The sequence below is a fragment of the Nocardioides astragali genome (genome assembly GCF_024436375.1).
GTDB lineage: Bacteria > Actinomycetota > Actinomycetes > Propionibacteriales > Nocardioidaceae > Nocardioides > Nocardioides astragali.
Genome location: NZ_JAFMZM010000005.1, coordinates 506,552 through 525,996 on the forward strand (window position 1 = coordinate 506,552; position 19,445 = coordinate 525,996).

Sequence of the window (19,445 nt, forward strand, 5' to 3'; positions counted from 1 at the left end):
GCCGGCACGGCTCTCTCGTGGAGTCCGCGCTCCGATCGGCGGTTCACACCCACCGGAGCACGGGGTTCAGGGGGCCAGGGTGTAGCCGGCCTCCTCGACCGCCTTACGAACCTGGTCGGGGTTCAGGCCCTCGGAGGCCACGGTGACCCGGCCGGAGGCGAGGTCCACGTGAACATCGGTCACCCCGGGGAGGGCGCCTACTTCGGCTGTGACGGAACGGGCGCAGTGGTCGCAGGTCATTCCGACGACGGAGTAGGTCTCGGTGCACATGGGTTGTTCCTTTCGTTGGACCGGGACGGTCCCGGCAGCTTGTTTCAGTTGGGGTCAGGCGTTGACGCGCTCGGCGGACTCGGTGGGCGCGGCGGCGGGCTGGCCTCTGAGGAGGACGCCGGAGAGCAGCGCACCCGCGAGCGCGATGCCAGCAGCTCCGAGCAGGCCGGCCGAGAACCCGTCCGTGATGGCGACCGCGTCACCGAGCTGGTTCGCGCCGGCCGCGGCGGCGACCGCGGTCATGGCGGCCAGGCCGAGGGCCGAGCCGATCTGGTAGCTGGTGTTGACGATCCCGGCGGCGAGACCGCCTTCCTCGGGCGCAGCTGCGGACAGCGCGGTGCCCAGCGAGGGGATGAAGGCCATCGCCATGCCAGCGGCCGTGACGAGCGTGGCGGGGAGCACGTCGACGGTGAACGTCCCGTCAGGCCGGACGAGAGACAGCCAGACGAGTCCGGCTGCCAGTGCGGCGAGGCCCGTGACGGTCATCGTCTTGGGACCGAAGCGCTCGATGAGCTTCGGAGCGGCGAAAATCATCCCGACCATGATCGTGACGGTCAGCGGAAGAAGGGCCGCGCCACTTTCGAAGGCGCCCAGGCCGATGACCTGCTGCAGGTAGAGGTTGATGAAGAAGAACATCGGGATCCACGCTGCCCCCAGCAGGAACTGGGCGAGGTTGGCCGCAGCCAGGTTGGGTGCGCGGAAGATCCCGAGACGCATCAAGGGTGCGGACACCCGGGCCTGCAGGAGCACGAACACGGCGAGCAGGGCGACACCGGATGCACCGATGAGAAGCGTGGAGGACGAGCCCCAGCCGACCTCCGGTGCACGCACCACAGCGAACACCAGGGCCGCGAGGCCCGCGGTCGCGGTGACCGCTCCACCGACGTCGATCGAACCGCGGCGGATCGCGCCAGCCGGCATGGCCATGGGCGTGAGGACCACGACCGCGATCGCGAGCGGCACGTTGATGAAGAACACCCAGGGCCAGCTCGCGTACTCGGTGAGGACACCGCCTAGGAACACGCCGGCGGTTCCGCCGGCGGGCGCGGCAGCCCCGTAGAGGGCCAGCGCCTTGGTCAGCTCCTTCGGGTTCGCCCCGAAGGTCATGAACAGCAAGGTGAGTGCCGCCGGTGCGATCAACGCTGAGCCAACGCCCTGAACAGCGCGGCCGGCGAGCTCGACTCCGACGCTGCCGGCGAAGCCGGCCAGGAGTGACCCGGCCGCCAGGATGATCCAGCCGAGGCTGAACATGCGACGGGCGCCGTAGAGGTCGGAGAGCCGGCCGCCAAGCAGCAGCAGACCCCCGAAGGCCACGACGTAGGCGTTGAACACCCAGCTGAGGTCTTGCGGGCTGAAACCCAGGTCAGCCTGCATCTTTGGCAAGGCCACGCCGATGATGGACGTGTCCATGATGACCATGAACTGAGCTGCGGCGATGAGGCCGAGGGCCAGCCAACGCCGGCTGCTCGGGGACCCCGCAGTGGAAGCGGTTGAAGACATCGTTGCCTCTCTTTCAGACGAGCAGCCGGTCGGCTGCTGGGTGGAAGGTTTGTGGTGTCGCCTGTTCAGGCGCTGTCCAGGACCTGTTCCAATCCGGCACCTGGTCGGTGCTGGTGGCCGGCACGGACTCGCCCACAGGCGTGCCGTCGGGCAGGAACCTGCAAGGCTCCTGGTCGGCGGAGCGGCTCCAACGCCGCTTCTGGTCGATGAGCAGGGCAGCGATGACCCCGGCGAAGGCGAGAAAGCCAGCGGCAACGGCCCATGCCATGCCTGGAGCGGCCAGCGTCTGCACCGCGAGCCCGGCGAGGACCCCCGCCAAGATGGCCAGGACGGCAGCGACGGCCGTCGCCGCGTGGGAGAGGTGATGCCAACGCTTGTGGCGCTGTCCCGCCTGACGCATCACAGCGTGGGCGTCGTCGCCGGCGCTGATCAACCAGTACTGCCGGGCCTCGGGCTCGATGGTGAGGTAGAAGCTGCGGATCCGCCCGATGGCCCTGGCGTAGTACGCGTCATGAACTGCGAGGTCAGCAAGCCGGATGTAGCTGGTCAGCCCCAGCGCGAGCAGCGCCGGCAGGATGGTGAAGGCGAACACCAGGAAGGTGTCGCCCATGGTGTCAAGCTGTGCGACCAACGCCAGCGCGACGGTCGCGCCGCTGACAGCCGACAGGAACAGCTGGCTGCGGCCGTTCGCCTCGACGATGGTCGAGGACCGGGACGACTGAAGCGTGTAGTGCTCGGTGGTCAGGGCCGACATCAGGGCCGGGTTGGGAGCCGGTCGGCCTTGCGGGGCTTCGCCGTCGCGGGAGTCTTGGGAGTTCATGGCCGTGAATCTGCTCGGGGGCACTGTCCGCCGACTGTCGCCCCCCTGTTCTGGAAGGGTGCTCAGCGAGCTTCGTCAGGCAGCAGGCTGAACATCACGGTGTCGCGACGCCCTTCCTTGAAGCTGATGTGGGAGCGCAGGACTCCCTCCTCGGTGAAACTGCAGCGTTCGGCCAGCCACTGGGAGGCATGGTTGTCCGGGCCACATGTCAGCTCGAGCCGAGCAAGGCCGAGTTGGTCGAAGGCGTGAGCGGCAGCCAGTCGAACGGCGCCGGTAGCCACACCTCGTCCCCGGGCGTGCGCCGCGCGCCAGTACCCGACCGCGCCGCGCCCGTCGTGGATGTCGTAGAGGGACAAACCACCTAGGACGGCTTGGTCGTCGGCTGGATCAGTGAGGGCAAAGTCCACCGTGCTCGCCGCGCAGCCGCCCCTGCTCCTGAGCCATGAAGTAGGCGCGTGCGTCTTCCTCTGTGTACGGAGTCGCATGGGTCCAGGAGAACTCCTGAATCAGCGGGTCCTGGTACTGCATCAGGTTGTCCGGCAGGTCCGTCGTCCGCCAAGGGCGCAACGCGACAACCGAGTCGCTGAGTCGTCGCGCCGGAAGGGGCAGTTCGGTCATTGTTCTGATCGCTCCTTGGTTGTGCGCCAAAGCGCGTTAGGGAGGGTCGCACTTCGAGATCGCTCTTCGTACGTGGAGGGAACGATCCGCCGATCGCCTGTCCCAGCGCTGTCGCGCGGTGCTGTCGGTGCGACCCGAGTCAGCTCATCCACTCCCGAGCGGCTCGCCGGTGCGCACCGAGGCAATGACATCGAGGATCGCCTGGCTCGTAGCCGCTGCGGCTCGTTCATCGACGAGGAAGTCGGCGTGGGCGGCGCCCTCGATGACGCGGTGGACGCTGTTGGTCGAGAGGGTGGCCAGCTTGTCCTGCTCCGGCATCCAGCCCGGGGGGCTGCCTTCGCCGGCGGTCAGCACGTACAGCGGGTTGTCGGCGAACGAGGTGAGCGCGGCGGCTTCCTTGGCCGAGGTGCCCCCTTGGAGGTACTCGTCGATCGTGCTGCGGAGGTGCTTGGTCGTCGCGAGGCTCGCGCGCACCTCGGCCTCCGAGCGAGACGGCAAGGTTGCGTCCTCAAGGCTGACGACGAGGCGCATCAGACCGACACGCGCGGTGGCCGAGACCAGTGCTGACAGGCGGCTCATCGGGGCGTAGGAGCTGGCGGGTGACTTCGGCGGGATCGGGGCCGATACCGGTGCCGTGGAGTCGATCAGCACCATGCCGGCCACCTCGTGCGGGTACAGGTCGGTGTAGGTGAGCGCGTAGAGCCCCCCGAACGAGTGCCCCGCCAGCACGTATGGGCCAGGCACATTCCCGCGCTCCAGCAGCGTGTGCAGATCCGTGGCGATCTGGCTGGCGTCCTGTGTTGTCTTGGCGGGGTCGCTCCATCCCCGCCCCGCGCGGTCATAGACGCAGACGCGAGTGTCGCGGGCGACGACAGGTGCAATCCAACCCGTCGTTGACGACGACATGCCCGCGCCCGGCTCCAGCACAACGGTGGGACTGCCGGAGCCCGTGCAGTGAAGGTGCAGGCGGTGTCCTCCCAAGTCGATGAGCTTGCCCGGCATCTCGTAGTCCATCTCCGTTTGGGAACGAACCGTTTCCGTGCCGGCCCCGACCGAGACGACAGCGAGAAGAACGACCACCGGGTAGAGGAGCCATCGCCCGAACCGACTGCCCATGTCTTGACGGATGCGCACCACCATCCACACCGCGAGTGCGAGCATGGCCGCAGGCCACACCCAGCGAAGAACGTCGTCCGCACCTGAACCAAAGGCGATGAGCATGAGCCCGCCGAGACCCATCAACTTCGCCGGAGCCCACGCCCACGGCTGCGGCTGATCGGTGAACCGGACAGACAGCATCCCCAGCGTTGCCCACCCCACAGCGAAGCCGCAGAGCACCGCCCCGGTGAGCTCGCTCGGTTCGGGCGCAATGAACGGCACAGCAGCGAGGAGCAGCGCGGCCAGAAGGCCGGACGCCAGGGAACCGGCAACGATCCGGCCAAGGCGTCCCCTCGGCTCACGACGGCGAGGGGTCTCCCGGCCGCGATGTGCCGAAGGGGTCACGTCGCGCTGGGTCCTCCGGTCGACCCCTTCGGTCAGTGGTGAAGCAGCCATCTCGAGCACGTCCTTCGCCTGTATCGGTGCTGCAGGCGTCGGATGCTCCGGGGCGCCGGTGAGGTCCCAGGTTCAGCGGGCGGCCTTGCCTCGGTCTGTCCGGCCGCTGTCCGCTTCCGCCAGAGCCCGGAACGCGGCGCGGCCTCAGGTCGCGGGCGCGGCGTCACCGAACATGGTGACGCTCATCGCGGGTGTCCCGCCGGACAGCAAGCGAGACTGCAGGGGTGGTCAGGGAGCCAGCCAGACCCAGGAGGGCACCCTGTAGAACTGCCTCCCGGCCGGCATCACTTCCACCAACTACCCGACCAGCTCCGCCCTCGGTCTGGCCGCGACGACCGCGGTCGCCACCGTGCGGTGGCGACCAGACGGCGAATGCCGGGCCCACACCGGCGCCACTTAGGCACCTGCTTCCGAGGGTGCGAAGGCGACCACGTCAGCGCCGGCTTTCGGACAGCGTTGGGACAGGCCGATGACGCACGGTTGTCGTGTTCAGAATGAACCCAGAGAGGAGCGCGCCATGAGAGACCTGAGATTGTGGGTCCAGGGCATGGGCTGCCGACGCTGCGTGCGTGAGGTGACCAGCCGCCTGCGGGATGTCCCGGGGGTGACCACCGTCGTGGCCGACATCTCGACCAACACGGTGCGGCTGGCCGGGTCGATGTCAGATGCGGACGTGCTGGCTGCTTTCAAGGGCACGACGTACGTCGCCCGAATCCAGTAGCCATCCAGGCCCGGTTCCGCCTCTTCGGCAGGAGACAGGAGCGGGACAGGCCAGCGACAGGGCGCCGCCGCAGGCTGATCACAGTTCAGCCACTAGACCAAGGCGGTGACAGAGATGATGATCGAAGAGGAGACCGGCACCTATTCCGGTCGCACCACCCACTCGCACAACGGTTACTCCGCGGGCGACTTCAGCAACGTTCCATTCACCTGGACCAAGCTCTACCCCCCATACGTGTCGATGCCTACGTTCCCGCAGAAGTAGAGGAGCACCCCACATGAGCGACGGACAGCGGCAGCGCGTCCTGCAGATGCGTCTGGTCGTCGAAGCCACGGACTACGACGAAGCAGTCGCCTTCTATCGCGATGTCCTGGGGGCTCGGGAAAAGTTGCAGGTACACGGGGACAACGACGAGAAGGTCACGATCCTCGATGTCGGCAGAGCCACCCTCGAGATCTCCAACCCCGCACAAGTCGGCATGATCGACAAGGTCGAGGTTGGCCGCCACGTGAGCCCTCCCCTTCGTGTCGCGTTCGAAGTCGCCGATGCAGCCGGTGTCACATCAGAACTCACCGCCGCCGGCGCGAACCTCTTGGCACGCCCGACGAGAACGCCGTGGGACTCGCTCAACGCCAGACTCGAAGGACCAGGTGAACTTCAGATCACCATCTTCGAGGAACTCGCCTGACCACTGCTCTGGGTCACGAGAGCGCTCTTTGTCGCACGCGCAACGAGACCTGCAGGATCCCGTCGTCGGTCCGTGGCGGCTACCCAACCGGTTGGAGTCCTCAGCACAACTCGCGCTGACGCGCGCCGCCGGACGCGACAGCGGTCTGACAGCCCCGAGACAGCGCGTCCGGCGAGCATCTGGTCACGACCCGCTGCTCCGACGCAGGGAGCACTCGTACGAAGGAGACCCGTGGAACTCTCAGGCGACATTCGACTGGGTGACGCGGTGGCCCTCGTGGTTATCGACGCACAGGTAGCGTTCGACGATCCGCGTTGGGGACCGCGCAACAACCCTGCGTGCGATGCCAACATCGCCACGCTTGTGGCGGCGTTTGCAGACGCCGGCCGACCATTCGTGTATGTGCGGCACGAGTCGGCCAACCCGGACAGCGTCTTCCACGCGAGCAACCCGGGGACTGCGCTCAAGCCCTATCTGCTCGACCACACACCCGACCTGGTGGTGACCAAGACCGTCCACTCCAGCTTTCACGGAGACCCGGACCTGAGCTCCTGGCTCCATGCCCGCGCACTGCGCTCTGTGGTGATCGCCGGGATCACGACGAACCATTGCTGCGAGACGACGGCGCGCGTCGGGGAGAACCTCGGCTTCATCGTCTGGTTCGCCCTGGACGCCACCCACACGTTCGACCGGGTGGGTCCGGACGGAACGTGCATGACAGCTGAGGAACTGGCGAAGGCGACGGCGACCAATCTGCACGACCAGTTCGCGACGGTCGTCGACACCGAGCAGGTCCTTGCCGCCCTCCACTCGCAGGTCGGCTGACAGCACCACAAACGTGTGCCCGTCCAACGGACTGGTGAATCAACGCGCTTCTTGGATACGGACGCGACCCGCTTCACCTGTCCGACCCCAAGCGATCAGCCGCACTGATACTCGGCGTCCCCATGATGGTCCGCAGAACGCGGCGTCACCCCCTCGATGATCCTGCCCGCGCTTTCGATCGGCGCGCGCCATGCCCGGGCGCGCCAGCTCAGGGTTCGATCGTTCGGCATCGCGTCCACTGTCGCCCAGCAACGTCATTCCAGACCAAACGAGGTCGTTGGGGGGCTTCGGGCGCGTGGCATGGTTTGAACGGCGTGGCCCGCGACGGCGACGACCCGGACGACGTGGCGCGCCCCCCTTCGCCCAGTCCGCACTGAGTCCTCGCCGCAGCCGACGTATGACAGGAAGCCTCGGCCGGGCAGGCTGCGGCTGGTCGCAAGCTGGACCTCTAGGAATTCTGCCGTCCGAGTGGCCCAGCAGGGCCGGCCGCACCGGACTCGCGGCTCCTCCGTCACAGTCGTGGCCAGCCGACTCATTCGACTGTCTTGCGGCTGGCTGGCACCTCGCCGAGACGGAAAGCCGCCGGACAGTCGAAGGCAAGGCGCCTGATCGAGGGTCATCTCATGGCAACAAGGCCATCCAGATCAGCGGCGGTGAGAACGATGCAGACAATCCAGGCAGCCCCGGTCGTCACGCGACCGCGCCCAGGTCGCCACGGTGGCGTCACCCCGACTTGCTGGTGTGGGCAGGACCTCGAGCACGTCCGGCGAGCCCACTGCCCTCGGTGTGGCCGGGCGCAGGTAGCGCCCTTCCGCGCCGCCTACTGAGCCCGGGCTCACTGGATACGTCTGGGGCTCTCCGTTCCTCGCTGCAAGAAGCAGCGACCCATCTCCTATCTGGAGGAACAATGAACACGCACACCACTCGACGCCACCGCCCGCGAACCGGCGACTTCGTCCCCGAGCGGCGGAGGTACACACGATCTGCGGCGATCCGCCTCGCGTCGGACCCCGCTCTCCGTTACGAACAAGTGATGCTTGGCGGAAGATAGGGCCGCCGGCCCTCGCAATTAGGAGCTGAGTCAGTCCGCCGGCTCTGACGTTGCGGCGGGTTCGGGTGACTGGTCGTCAGAGAGTCGAGCTGTCTTCGCGGGTCTCTTGGTCGCGGGATGCCACGGCACTCCAAGGCGCTGGAATCATCCTGATCGCGGTCCGGCCCGTAGGCGGCGCCGCATGGCTCCCGTGGAGCGCTGGGAGCGACGGGCCGAGGTTCCCTTGCTCCTTCTCGCGGTGGCATTCCGCGTGGCCTATGCCTGGCCTGTGATCAACCCGCGGGTGTCACCCGACCTGCGTGGAGCCCTCACAGTTGCCAGCTGGACCGTGTGGGCTTTGTTCATTGTCGACTTCGCCACCTCGCCGACCACCGGGGTCACTACGTGCTTTCTCACTGGTACGACGTCGCACTGATCGCGCTGCCGATGTTGCGGCCGCTGAGGCTGCTGCGATTGCTTGCTTTCGCACGAGTGCTCCAGCGGACGGCCGCCGGGACGTTGGTCGGTAGGATTTCGACGTATGTCGGAGGAGTGGCGCTCATGTCCGTCGGCCTGGGAGCCGTCGCAGCCCTCGACGCCGAGCAGGACGCTCACTGGGTGAACATCACAACTTCGGCGACGCACCGTGGTGGGACGCCACAACCGTCACGACGGTCGGCTATGGCGACTTTTCCCCGTCACGACGACAGGCCGCGTGGCGGTCGCCCTGATGCTGGTCGGAATCCCAGTATCGGTGCCGTGACGGCCGCCGTGGCCGCTTGGTTCGTCACGCACGTCGCTCCTGACCGGGAAGATACATAGCCGCTTCCAGAGCAGTGGACGGAACGCCCGGCGGGTAAAACTCGTGGCGCAGAGTCGAGGCGCGGGCGCGAACCGCCGAGTTCTCAGTGGGACTCATTCTGAGGGGCGGTAATGAAGGCCGTCCGTGCACGTCCGGCGCGGCCGGCAGGCGCGCGGCCAGTGCCGCTGATTGCCAGACAGCGAACCGACAGGTGCCGAACAGTGGTCGTCCCTAGCGTCAGAGTCCTGACCCGCAAAGGAGGACCCGATGAGCACCTTTTACCCCGAGACTCAGCCGTTGAGCCACACGTCGGCCGACGCGGTCCCGCTGACTCCTGACGACCATGTGCTCGCAGGCCTTGTCCAGCAGGGCATCCGCGACTTGTCCAAGCACAGCAGCGCTTACGCCGCGGTGTTCGCCAACAAGCCGGGAGCTCGCTTGGCACACCACGTCACGGTCGGGTACGTCGGCCAGCTCAGTCAGAGCGGGCGTGACACCCTGGCCAACCTCTACCGCCTCACGCAGGCTGCACTGACGGTGGAACCCGGCCTGGACACGAACACGTTCATCGACCGAGTCACCGGACGCGAGAACCCGCGAGGAAAGTCCACCGTCTGAGCGTCTTCTTTGAATGCGAGGAGGGCAGTGGTCAAACGGTGCACCGTCGTTTCCGCAGCCAGTGGGTCAGCTGATGGGCCGGGCGCTTTGGCGGAGGCGGTGTCCTCTGCGGGTCACCCCGGACGGCTTGTAGACCGCGAGCAGGGTGGCGGCGAATAGCAGGAGGAGCGCTCCGGCGGAGTGGACGATGACGGACGAGCTACGCAGCAACCGCAGGTGCTGGCCCGTGAACGGTCCTCGGTCGCGATGCTGGCGAACTGATCGAGGGTGCCGGTGTACGCGACGAGGACGGTAGTGGCGACGACAGTGATGGCGAGCTTGAAGATGACCCAGTAGTGCCGCATGAGACCCCACCTCGTGACGAGCGACTGGACGACGCCGGTGACCAGCGAAGCGACGGCAAGTGGAACGAGGACAACCCATGCTGCCCAGTCCATCGCCAGGTACGCGGCGCGCACCAGGGCGGTGTCGGTGCTGGTGACGGCTGCGATGCCGAGGGCAAGGTAGATCAGCACCGCACCTACCCAGCCGACGGATGTGAGCACGTGGGTGGTGAGGAGCGCCTTGCCGACCCCTGGCCTCAGTGCCATCAGCGTCCAGACAGGTCAGAGCACGTGCTGGCGAGTACGGTCACAAAGCTCGCCGGGACAGCGCGCCCGCTGAAGGCCAGGGGTCGCTGGTTCAAATCTCCTTCGACCTTCCTCCTGACATCACCCGTCCAATCTCTTATCGCGCCGAGGCGACCTGTGGATGGCCCTGGAAACCGGACTAAGGACGTGGTTGACCCGCGTGGCCAGCACCTTCAGGCAGGCGCACGCACACGACGAGGAGGTGCGATTCGCGGCGCAGACTTGAGGGTGTCCAAAAACAGGCCAGAAACTATGTCAAGGGCTGTCAACCAGTGTCAGCGCGACAGCACTAGACGGCAGCGTTTGCCCAGGTCAGGTGGCGTTTATCGGCATAGAGCGTCAACTCGCGTCAAACGCTCATCGTACTCGCGGCGGCATCGGAGGGTTGTTGGTTCGAGTCCAACCGGGGGAGCAGAGAGAACGGCCCGTGACCTGCGCGAAACGCAGATCACGGGCCGTTTTGCTTGGCGTTCGCCGGATCTCACGATCTCCTCCTGCCCACGGTGACGCAGCACCGAGTCGACGCCAGCAGTGCGGCGCCGGCGCGGACAGCGCCGCGACCTCCATTGAGCATGACGCGAGCACGGAGCTGCGTGAGGCCCAGGACCGTCGGACGCACGAACGACCCGACCGAGTCGTCGTAGGCGCTTCCCGCGAGCACGGCGATGGTCGGGTCGGCGCGCCGGTGGTGGCCGAGGTCCGAGCACCTTCATAGGACTCCGCGACGGGACTAGCCCACGCGGTCCTTGAACTTGTAGTAGGCGCCGGCGAAGGGCAGGAACCACGGGGGACCGAAGTGTCCGGGGATGCGCCGGAACTCGAAGTCGCGCCAGATGTTGGCCTCGGGAGCACCCGACATGTACTCGGCCATCTGACGGCCCATCAACGTGGCCATCTGGACTCCGTGTCCGGCGTAGCCCATTGAGTAGTACACGCCGTCGTGCTGGCCGGCCTTGACCATCCGGTCGAGGGTCATGTCGACCAGGCCTCCCCAGCAGTAGTCGATCCTGGCGTCGGACAGCTGCGGGAAGACGTGGACCATGGCGTCGCGTAGGATGGTGCCGCTCTTCTCGTCGGACTGCGGGTTGGACATCGCGAAGCGTGCTCGGCCGCCGAAGAGCAGGCGGTTGTCCGGGGTGATGCGGAAGTAGTTCAGGAGGTTCTTGGAGTCCGAGGCCACCCGCCGCGTGGGCAGCAGGTCGTCGCACACGCTCTCGTCGAGCGGCTCGGTGGCGATGATGAAGCTGCCGACAGGGGCGATGCGGACCTGGTGCCACCGGAAGGGACGGCGCGTGTAGGCGCCCGTGGCCAGGAGCACCTGGTTGGCCCGGATCCGGCCCCGAGGGGTCTCGAGCTCGTGGCCGGAGCCGACCTTGGTCAGGTTCTGCACCGGCGCGTGCTCGTGGATCGTCACGCCGGCGCGCTCTGCGGCTTCGCCGAGCCCCCGGATGTACTTCCCGACGTGGAGGCTGGCGCTCTTCGAGTCGACCATTCCGCCGTGGAAGGCGTCCGAGCCGATCTCGCGACGCAGCTCGCTCCGGGGGACCAGCTGCAGGTCCCCTCCCAAGCGCGTGTTGAGCAGGTCGGCGGTCTTCTCGAACCCCTGCACGTGCGCCGGCTTGGAGGCCAGGATCAGCTTGCCGGGGCGCGCGAAGTGACAGTCGATGCCTTCGTCCGTGACGAGCTTCTCGATCAGGTCGATCCCTTGGCCGTACGTGCGGTAGAGCGACGCCGCCTTCTCGAACCCCATCTTGTCCACGGCGTCCCGGATGCCGATCGACATGCCGGTGGTCGCCATGCCGCCGTTGCGACCTGACGCGCCGAACCCGACCGTGTCCTGCTCGAACAGCGCGACCTTCGCTCCGCCACGGGCGAGGTGCAGGGCCGCCACCACACCGGTCAGCCCACCGCCGATGACGGCCACGTCGGTGTGTCCCTCCACGGTCGTGGTCGAGCGCTCGGGGGAGCCCGTGGGTGCGGTGTCGAGCCAGTAGGACGTGAACTTCATGTCGGACTCCTCAGTCGAGGTGGAGGGCGGCGCACGGCCGCGGGAAATAGGCTACGCGACCGAAGGAAGATTGTTGACAGTCAACGACGCTACACGTATGGTCGACAATCGACAAGAGCAGCTTCACGCCACCGGGAGAAACTCATGGGATTCGACTTCACGCCGAAGTTCGTCACGTTCGACATGAACGGCACGCTGATCAAGTTCGCCATCAACGACGCGATCCGCGAGGTCCTGGGCGACCGACTGCCGGCCGAGATCGCCGACGACTACCTGCGGGCCTGCAAGGCCTACCGCATCGACGAGTGCACGGGGGAGTACAAGCCGTTCCACCAGATCGTCGCCGACTCGATGGAACGCGCCTCGCGGCGGGTCGGCGTCGAGTTCCGCGCGGCCGACGCACGGGCGGTCTACGAGATCGTCCCCACCTGGGGCCCGTACCCGGGTGTCACCGCGGCGCTCAACCGCCTTGCCGAGGCGGTCCCGTTGGTGATCATCACGAACAGCGACACCGCGCACGCCGAGCGCCTCGCGGCGAACCTCCAGGCACCGTTCGAGGTCATCATCAGCGCCGAGCAGATGGGCATGTACAAGCCGCGGCTCGGCGCGTTCGAGTACCTCTTCGACAAGCTCGGTGTGACGCCGGACGAGCTCGTGCACGTCTCCGCGAGCCCGATGTACGACCATCGCCCCGCGGCGGTCATGGGGATCGAGAACAAGGTGTACGTCGACCGTGGTTTCGAGCACGACGAGCACTGGCTCGGCTACGAGCGGATCACCGACATCGCCGACCTGCCGGTGCTCTTCGGCCTGCCGCGTCCCTGAGGACGCGGTGATGGACACCACCTTCCAGTGGCACGAGCAACGCACGACCACCCCGGACGGGGTCTACCGCGTGCTGCGTGCGGCCATCCTCGATGGCATTGTGCCGCCGGGCGGTCAGCTGCGCGAGGCGCACATCGCGGCGGACCTCGGCATCAGCCGGTCGCCTCTGCGGGAAGCACTGACCAGGCTCGAGGAGGAGGGCCTGGTCGTGAAGGTCCCCTTCCGCGGGGCGTTCGTGGTGGAGGTGAGCGCGCAGGACGTCGCGGAGATCGCCTCGATCCGGCTCCGTGTCGAGCCCTATGCCGGCGAGCTCTCGATGGAGGCGCTGCGCGGTGAGCACAGGTCGCTCCTGATGCAGACGGTCGAGGACCTCGACAGGGCCACCAAGGACAACGACATCCCGGCCAGCATCGACGCGCACCTGCGCTTCCACGCGCTCTTCTACGACTTCTCGGGCCACAGCGTCCTGCAGAACCTCTGGAACGGGTGGGAGAGCAAGCTGCGTCTCTACCTCGCCGCCGACCATCGCTCCTACAGCAACGTGCACGACATCGCCCGCGAGCACGAGGGCGTCGTCACGCACGTGCTGGCCGGCGACGTCGAGGGCTTCCAGCGCGAGATCGCCGTGCACTTCCCATCGGCGCTGAAGGGCAGAGCGGCCGCGGAAGGGGCTGAGGACAGATGAGTGAGATCCATCTGGAGACCGGCTCGGCGCTGCGTCGCCTCCAGGCTCTCGGTCTGGACCTTCCCAGCCTTGCGGACAACCCGTACTACGTGGACCACCGGGCCGTGGACTCGAGCATTCACATCTCTGGCCAGCTGCCCTTCAAGGATGGTGTGCTGCTAGGGCAAGGGGTTGTTGGCCGCGATGTCGATCTGGAGACGGCGCGGGAGCTCGCGCGTCACGCCGTGCTGAACTGCCTCGCCGCCGCTGTGGAGGCGGTGGGCGATCTGAACCGGGTCCGGATCGTGCAGATGCTGGTCTTCGTGGCCAGCGCGCCGGACTTCGGTCTGCAGTCGAAGGTCGCCAACGCGGCCAGTGAGCTCCTCATCGACGTGCTCGGCGAGAACGGGCGGCACGCCCGCACCGCGATCGGTGTCGCGGGGCTGCCCCTGAACACTCCTGTGGAGATCCAGATGATCTGCACGGCTGCGTAGGACCGCTCACCAGCTCGCGACCCGAAGCTTCAACCCAACCCATTTCGACACCGAGGAGCAAACGTGCACCGGCTTCAACGAGTGCTCGACCGCCTGGTCGACCGGGTGGACACCCCCGTGCCGATCGTCCTGGCGGACGTGATGCGACGCAACATCGACCGCATGCAGGCCTTCGCCACCGAGCACGGCCTGGACGTACGACCTCACGTCAAGACGCACAAGTGCGTGGAGATCGGGCGGCTCCAGGTCGCGGCGGGGGCGGTGGGGATCACCGCCGGCAACGTGGGGGAGGCGGAGGTCTTCGCGGCAGCCGGGTTCGACGACATCTTCCTCGCCTATCCGCTCTGGCCCTCGGGCACGAAGGGGAGGCGGATCCGGCAGCTGGCCGAGACCACCCGACTCCGGGTCGGCGTGGACAACCTCGCGTCCGTGGAGGCGCTCGCTGACGCGATGGGGGAGGAGCCGGACCGGCTCGAGGTCGTGGTCGAGGTCGACTGCGGCGCCCGTCGCTCCGGCGCGCCGCCCGAAGCCGCGGGAGACGTCGCACGCGCGGCCCGCAAGCGCGGACTGGTGCCGGTCGGGGTCTACACCTATCCGGGACACGGCAGCGCGGGTCCGGGTTCTCGTGAGCTGGCCGCGCAGGACCAGCAGGCCGCGCTGACCGCGGCCGTACGCAGCTTCGCCGATGTCGGCATCACGGCCGGGGTGGTCAGCGCGGGCTCGACGCCCACGGTCGCGTTCTCCATCGGCAGCGTGGTCACCGAGATCCGTCCGGGGGAGTACGTCTTCTGCGACCTCGACAACACGCGGCTGGGTGCGTGCACGGAGGACCAGATCGCGCTCTTCGTCGCTGCGACGGTGGTCAGCGACTGGGTCCCCGACCAGGCCATCCTCGACGTCGGCACCAAGGCCCTCGGTCGCGAGGGCAACCCGGAGAAGGGCTACGGCGGAGTCGCCGGCTCGAAGGCCGTCCTGGCCAAGCTCAACGAGTACCACGGGTTCCTCACCGTTCCCGCCGGCGAGCACCGACCCGCCGTCGGCACCGTGGTCCCGGTGGTGCCCAACCACGTGTGCCCCGTGGTGAACAGCTTCGAGGAGCTGGTCGTGACCGACTCCGAGGGCACGTCGGTGCAGCGGTGGCCGGTCGCCGCCCGTGGGCTCCTCAGCTGATGAGCCCACCCACCCCTGCGTACGAATCCAGCCCACAACACCGCCCACAACACCAGTCCACAACCGCCCAGGAGAAGCTGAGATGAGACTCGAGAAGGTGACAGCGCTGGTCACCGGCGCCAGCAGCGGCATCGGCGAGGCGGTGAGCTCCCACTTCCGACGTGAGGGCGCGCGCCTGCTCCTCACCGGTCGCAGGGACCAGCTCGACAGCGCCCAGGCCGACGACCTCTACGTCCCGGGAGACCTCAACGACGAGGCGTTCGTCGCCGAGCTCGCCCGCCAGGCCGCTGAGTCCTACGGCTCCATCGACGTGGTGGTCCTCAACCACGGACTGCAGGTGAGCAGCCCGCTGATGGAGATGGCGTACGAGGACGCGAAGAACGTGCTCCACAGCAACCTGCTCAGCTCCTTCCTCGTGATGAAGCACTTCGCGCCGCTGATGCCCGCCTCGGGCGGCTCTTTCGTCTGCGTCGGATCGCGGCTCGGCATGGTCGGCAAGCCGGAGGAGGTGCTCTACTCGGCGGCCAAGGGAGGCCTGATCATGCTCGCGAAGGGCGCGGCGATCGAGTGGGCCCCACGCAACATCCGCGTCAACGTGGTCGCGCCCGGTCTGACCGCCACCCCCATCATCGAGGCGTCCTTCCAGCGCAGGCCGGATCCGGAGGCGCACCGCCGCGAGCGCGAAGGACAGATCCCCTTGCAACGCCTCGCCACGCCGGAGGAGATCGCGGACGCCATCTTGTTCCTCGCCTCGTCCGAGTCGTCCTACGTCACCGGGGCGGTCCTCCCGGTCGACGGGGGTTACACCGCCTTCTGAGCGGGAGGGCCGTCGGGTCAGGCTCCGACCGCATGACCGAGGTCGCGCAGCACCTGCACGCCCACGGTCAGCTTCGCGACGTCCACGTCGCCGCTGCCGGCCAGGCCCGCGTACGCCGTACGTGCGCGGGTCAGGGCGTCCTGGTGCCGGGTCTCCCAGAGGTCGACGCCACCCGCTCGAACGACGTCGGTGGCGAGTGCCACCGTCAGGGCAGCCAGCTCGTCGCGGAGCGACGCCTTGGCCAGCTGCACCCAGTGCGGGTCGGCGGAGCTGGCCGGGATGGCGGCGTAGAGCCAGGCGAGGCCCACGGTGTCCCCGATCGCGGCGTAGGCACGCTCGAGGTCGACCCCGCCCAGGCCGCTCTCCGCGGCGGCGGACGACAGCCCCAAAGCGGCGTGCATGCGTGTCACGGCGCGGCAGCCGGCCACGAGCGCGTCCGGGGCGCCGAGTCGCGCCAGCTGGTCGAGCGCTTCGTCGAGGGGCGCACCCGATCCCCGCGGTGATCCGGCAGACAGGTGCCGGCGCAGGTCGGAGACGGAGTCGGCGAAGAGCGCGACCTCGTGCTGGATGGTGCCGAGCGTGCTCTTGCGCCGCACCAGCCAGGAGGCGTTGTAGTCGAGCACCCTCTCCAACGCCTGCCTGATCGGGATCGTCGGCGCGACGGGGTAGGGCGCCAACCCGTCCCACAGCTCGTCGAGCCCCAGCAGGTCCCTGACCACCAGGATCGAGCGGATGGCCGTGTCGGTGTCGGTCCCGGTCCGGTCCTCGATCCGGTAGACGAAGCCTGGGCCGACGCGGTCGAGGAGGTGGTTCGTCAACCTGGTCGCGATGATGTCGCGGCCGAGCTGATGGGCGGAGATCTGCTCGGCGAACCGCTCCCGGAGCGCACTGGGGAAGTAGCGCACCAGCATGTCCTCGACGCCGGGGTCGTCCGGGATGGCGCCCTCGAGGAGGAGTCCGTGGAGGAGGTTCTTGGTGTGGGCGAGGATGACCGCGATCTCGGGTCGGGTGAGGCCCCGGCCCGCCGTTCGCCGTCGCTCGATCTCCTCGGCGTCCGGGAGCCGTTCGCGGGTGCGATCGAGTCCGTGCTCCTCGAGGTTGCGGATGACCTGGTCGTGCCGGTCCAGCACGGTCACCCCGTAGCCCTCGGCAACGCTGATCGCCAGGGCTTGGTCCTCGTTGTCGGCGAGCACCTCGCGCACGACCGATGGCGCGCAGGTCTCCAGGATGCGGTTGCGCTCGCCGCGGTCGATCAGTCCGGACTGCTCGGCGGAGGAGAGGAGGATCTTGAGGTTGACCTCCCGGTCGGAGGTGTTGACCCCCGCGGCGTTGTCGATGAAGTCCGCGTTCACGCGCCCACCGGCGAGCGAGTACTCGATCCGGGCCGCCTGCGTGAGCCCCAGGTTGCCGCCTTCTCCGACGACCTTGCACCGCAGCTGGCCCGCCGTGACCCGGACGCGGTCGTTGCCCCGGTCGGCCACGTCGGCGTCGAGCTCGTGCGAGGCTCGCACGTAGGTGCCGATGCCTCCGTTCCACAGCAGGTCGACCGGTGCCCGGAGGACGGCCTGGACGAGCTCGTCGGTGGCGAGGTGGCCGACATCGAGCCCGAGCACCATCTGGGCTTCAGGAGACAGCGGGACCGAGCGACCGGCCTTGGGAAAGACTCCTCCACCGCGAGAGATGAGCGCCGGGTCGTAGTCCGCCCAGGACGACCCCGGCTCGGCGGCGAGCCGGGTCCGCTCGGCGTACGACGCGGCGGGATCGGGAGCCGGGTCCAGGAAGACGTGCCGGTGGTCGAAGGCCGCGACGAGGCGCACCTTGTCCGAGAGGAGCATGCCGTTGCCGAAGACGTCGCCGGACATGTCCCCGATGCCGACGGCTGTGAACTCGTGCCGGTCCGGGTCGATGCCGATCTCGGTGAAGTGGCGCCGGACGGCGACCCATGCGCCGCGGGCCGTCACCCCGAGCAGCTTGTGGTTGAAGCCGGTGGACCCTCCGGAGGCGAAGGCGTCGTCCAGCCAGTAGCCGGCGTGGGCGGACTCGGCGTTCGCGAGGTCGGAGAAGGCCGCAGTCCCCTTGTCCGCGGCCACCACGAGGTAGGGGTCGGCGCCGTCGGTCACCCGCACTCCGGGTGGGTGGACGACGCCGTGAGCGGCCACGTCGTCGGTGATGTCGAGCAGGCCGCGGACGAACAGGCGGTAGCTGCGTCGCACCTCCTCGGCCGCCGCAGCGGGCGCGAGGCCCGCGAGCTCGGCCTTCACGACGAAGGCGCCCTTCGCTCCGGCCGGGACGATCAGGCAGTTCTTGACCTGCTGGGCCTTCGCGAGGGCGAGCACCTCGTCCCGATAATCCTCGGCCCGGTCCGACCAGCGAAGCCCGCCGCGTGCCACCCGCCCGTAGCGCACGTGCAGACCCTCGACCCGCGGATGGTGCACGAACGTCTCGACCACGACGCTCGGATCGGTCACGAAGGGCGCCCTGCTCGGGTCGACCTTCAGCACGATCGTGGACGAGGGCCTGCCGGCATCGAGGCGGAAGTAGCTCGTCCGCGTGACAGCGTCCAGCAGCCCGGCATACCAGTGCAGGACCCGGAACTCGTCCCTGGTCGCGGCCGCGTCGGCCTGCTCCGCCAGGTGGTGCTCGGCCGGGAGCGCGCCGTCGGGATCGAAACGGGCCTCGAACGCCTCTGTCCAGTGTCGGACGAAGTCGCGGTGGAGGGACAGGATCCTGCGGACGTAGGGCCGGCTGGCGCCGAGCCCGCCCTGCTGCAGGTACTGGTACGCCGCGCGCACGAGTTGCACCTGCCGCGCGCTCAGCTCGGCCGCCACCACCAGCGAGGCGAACACGTCGCGGTCGACCAAGCCCTCCCAGGACATGACGAAGGCCTCGGTGAGCAGGGGCAGCACGTCGTCGGCCAAGGGATCGTCGAGCCTGGAGAAGACGAAGGTGTCTGCTGTCGGTTCAGGCCGGTGATCCACCAGGGGGAGGCTGAGCTGGTCGAAGAGCGGCAGCACCTGTGACAGGGGCGGGCGCTGCCCGTGCCACCGCACGAGGCATCGCAGGTCTGACCCCACCGTGTCCCACTCCACCTCGGGCGGACGCCGAGGGGCGGATCCCGGGTCTGGAGGAGCCATGGCATGCCTCCTGTCGCGCTGGGGAGGGGTCCTCGAGAACACCGTACGCGCGTCTGGGCGAACCCGCCGAGACTCGACTGACCGTTAACTGTTGACAATATGAAGTCAGCGATCGTACGCTCCTGTGAGAGAGATCACCCAGAGAGGCCACCCATATGAGCGCGACCCAGTTCCGTCCGAAGTACGTCTCGTTCGACTGCTACGGCACGTTGATCAGCTGGCCGATGACGCCGATCACCAAGAAGCTGGTCGGCGACC

At 68.0% G+C, this 19,445-nt stretch carries 19 protein-coding genes; 10 read left to right on the forward strand and 9 right to left on the reverse strand.

Going from position 1 to position 19,445, the window contains the following annotated elements:
* Positions 1 to 66: 66 nt before the first annotated feature.
* The 6 genes from J3P44_RS19380 to J3P44_RS19405 all read right to left on the reverse strand — a co-directional run bounded on the left by J3P44_RS19380 (position 67) and on the right by J3P44_RS19405 (position 4,762).
* On the reverse strand, positions 67 to 270 hold the full coding sequence (locus J3P44_RS19380; protein ID WP_255892108.1) for a heavy-metal-associated domain-containing protein: 204 nt from the start codon (positions 268 to 270) through the stop codon (positions 67 to 69).
* Between the two features lie 54 nt (positions 271 to 324).
* Positions 325 to 1,770: an MFS transporter gene (locus J3P44_RS19385; RefSeq protein WP_255892109.1), complete on the reverse strand. Its 1,446-nt coding sequence runs from the start codon at positions 1,768 to 1,770 to the stop codon at positions 325 to 327.
* 13 nt (positions 1,771 to 1,783) lie between these two features.
* Positions 1,784 to 2,590, reverse strand: coding sequence for a hypothetical protein (locus J3P44_RS19390; protein ID WP_255892110.1), 807 nt, complete (start codon positions 2,588 to 2,590; stop codon positions 1,784 to 1,786).
* Positions 2,591 to 2,652: 62 nt separating this feature from the next.
* Complete coding sequence (locus tag J3P44_RS19395; protein ID WP_255892111.1) at positions 2,653 to 3,075, reverse strand: GNAT family N-acetyltransferase; 423 nt, start codon at positions 3,073 to 3,075, stop codon at positions 2,653 to 2,655.
* Entirely contained in the window at positions 2,978 to 3,208 is a 231-nt protein-coding gene (locus tag J3P44_RS19400; protein ID WP_255892135.1) for a GNAT family protein, read from the reverse strand. Before J3P44_RS19400 ends, J3P44_RS19395 begins: the two co-directional genes overlap by 98 nt.
* Positions 3,209 to 3,352: 144 nt before the next feature.
* Positions 3,353 to 4,762 (reverse strand): alpha/beta hydrolase, encoded by a 1,410-nt coding sequence (locus J3P44_RS19405; RefSeq protein ID WP_255892133.1) that lies wholly within the window; start codon positions 4,760 to 4,762, stop codon positions 3,353 to 3,355.
* 517 nt (positions 4,763 to 5,279) lie between these two features.
* On the opposite strand from J3P44_RS19405, the gene J3P44_RS19410 reads away from it, so the two are divergent.
* The 5 genes from J3P44_RS19410 to J3P44_RS19425 all read left to right on the forward strand — a co-directional run bounded on the left by J3P44_RS19410 (position 5,280) and on the right by J3P44_RS19425 (position 9,446).
* Positions 5,280 to 5,483, forward strand: a complete 204-nt coding sequence (locus J3P44_RS19410) for a cation transporter (RefSeq protein WP_255892112.1) — start codon at positions 5,280 to 5,282, stop codon at positions 5,481 to 5,483.
* A gap of 277 nt (positions 5,484 to 5,760) precedes the next feature.
* Positions 5,761 to 6,171 (forward strand): VOC family protein, encoded by a 411-nt coding sequence (locus J3P44_RS19415; RefSeq protein WP_255892113.1) that lies wholly within the window; start codon positions 5,761 to 5,763, stop codon positions 6,169 to 6,171.
* 231 nt (positions 6,172 to 6,402) lie between these two features.
* Positions 6,403 to 6,996 carry an isochorismatase family protein gene (locus tag J3P44_RS19420; RefSeq protein WP_255892114.1) on the forward strand — a complete coding sequence of 198 codons (594 nt, stop codon included), beginning with the start codon at positions 6,403 to 6,405 and terminating at the stop codon, positions 6,994 to 6,996.
* Positions 6,997 to 8,640: 1,644 nt separating this feature from the next.
* Positions 8,641 to 8,757, forward strand: a complete 117-nt coding sequence (locus J3P44_RS25840; protein ID WP_372496656.1) for an ion channel — start codon at positions 8,641 to 8,643, stop codon at positions 8,755 to 8,757.
* 338 nt (positions 8,758 to 9,095) lie between these two features.
* On the forward strand, positions 9,096 to 9,446 hold the full coding sequence (locus J3P44_RS19425; RefSeq protein WP_255892115.1) for a hypothetical protein: 351 nt from the start codon (positions 9,096 to 9,098) through the stop codon (positions 9,444 to 9,446).
* Positions 9,447 to 9,559: 113 nt separating this feature from the next.
* On the opposite strand, the gene J3P44_RS19430 is transcribed toward J3P44_RS19425, so the two are convergent.
* Together J3P44_RS19430 and J3P44_RS19435 are read right to left on the reverse strand one after the other, a co-directional pair.
* Positions 9,560 to 10,036, reverse strand: a complete 477-nt coding sequence (locus J3P44_RS19430) for a hypothetical protein (RefSeq protein ID WP_255892116.1) — start codon at positions 10,034 to 10,036, stop codon at positions 9,560 to 9,562.
* A gap of 769 nt (positions 10,037 to 10,805) precedes the next feature.
* The gene (locus J3P44_RS19435; RefSeq protein WP_255892117.1) at positions 10,806 to 12,083 is read right to left on the reverse strand and encodes an NAD(P)/FAD-dependent oxidoreductase; all 1,278 of its coding nucleotides are present in this window, start codon (positions 12,081 to 12,083) and stop codon (positions 10,806 to 10,808) included.
* Between the two features lie 144 nt (positions 12,084 to 12,227).
* Between J3P44_RS19435 and J3P44_RS19440 the strand changes: the two genes are divergently transcribed.
* The 5 genes from J3P44_RS19440 to J3P44_RS19460 all read left to right on the forward strand — a co-directional run bounded on the left by J3P44_RS19440 (position 12,228) and on the right by J3P44_RS19460 (position 16,053).
* The gene (locus tag J3P44_RS19440; protein ID WP_255892118.1) at positions 12,228 to 12,908 is read left to right on the forward strand and encodes a haloacid dehalogenase type II; all 681 of its coding nucleotides are present in this window, start codon (positions 12,228 to 12,230) and stop codon (positions 12,906 to 12,908) included.
* 10 nt (positions 12,909 to 12,918) lie between these two features.
* A complete protein-coding gene (locus J3P44_RS19445) occupies positions 12,919 to 13,593 on the forward strand; it encodes a GntR family transcriptional regulator (RefSeq protein WP_255892119.1) in 675 nt (224 codons plus the stop codon).
* The gene (locus J3P44_RS19450) at positions 13,590 to 14,066 is read left to right on the forward strand and encodes a RidA family protein (protein ID WP_255892120.1); all 477 of its coding nucleotides are present in this window, start codon (positions 13,590 to 13,592) and stop codon (positions 14,064 to 14,066) included. The genes J3P44_RS19445 and J3P44_RS19450 overlap by 4 nt, the downstream gene beginning before the upstream one ends.
* A 63-nt stretch (positions 14,067 to 14,129) precedes the next feature.
* Positions 14,130 to 15,236 (forward strand): alanine racemase, encoded by a 1,107-nt coding sequence (locus J3P44_RS19455; RefSeq protein WP_255892121.1) that lies wholly within the window; start codon positions 14,130 to 14,132, stop codon positions 15,234 to 15,236.
* A gap of 82 nt (positions 15,237 to 15,318) precedes the next feature.
* Positions 15,319 to 16,053 carry an SDR family NAD(P)-dependent oxidoreductase gene (locus J3P44_RS19460; RefSeq protein WP_255892122.1) on the forward strand — a complete coding sequence of 245 codons (735 nt, stop codon included), beginning with the start codon at positions 15,319 to 15,321 and terminating at the stop codon, positions 16,051 to 16,053.
* Between the two features lie 17 nt (positions 16,054 to 16,070).
* Here the strand turns inward: J3P44_RS19460 and J3P44_RS19465 are convergent, their stop codons facing one another.
* Positions 16,071 to 19,187, reverse strand: coding sequence for an NAD-glutamate dehydrogenase domain-containing protein (locus tag J3P44_RS19465; protein WP_255892123.1), 3,117 nt, complete (start codon positions 19,185 to 19,187; stop codon positions 16,071 to 16,073).
* Positions 19,188 to 19,445 lie beyond the last annotated feature (258 nt).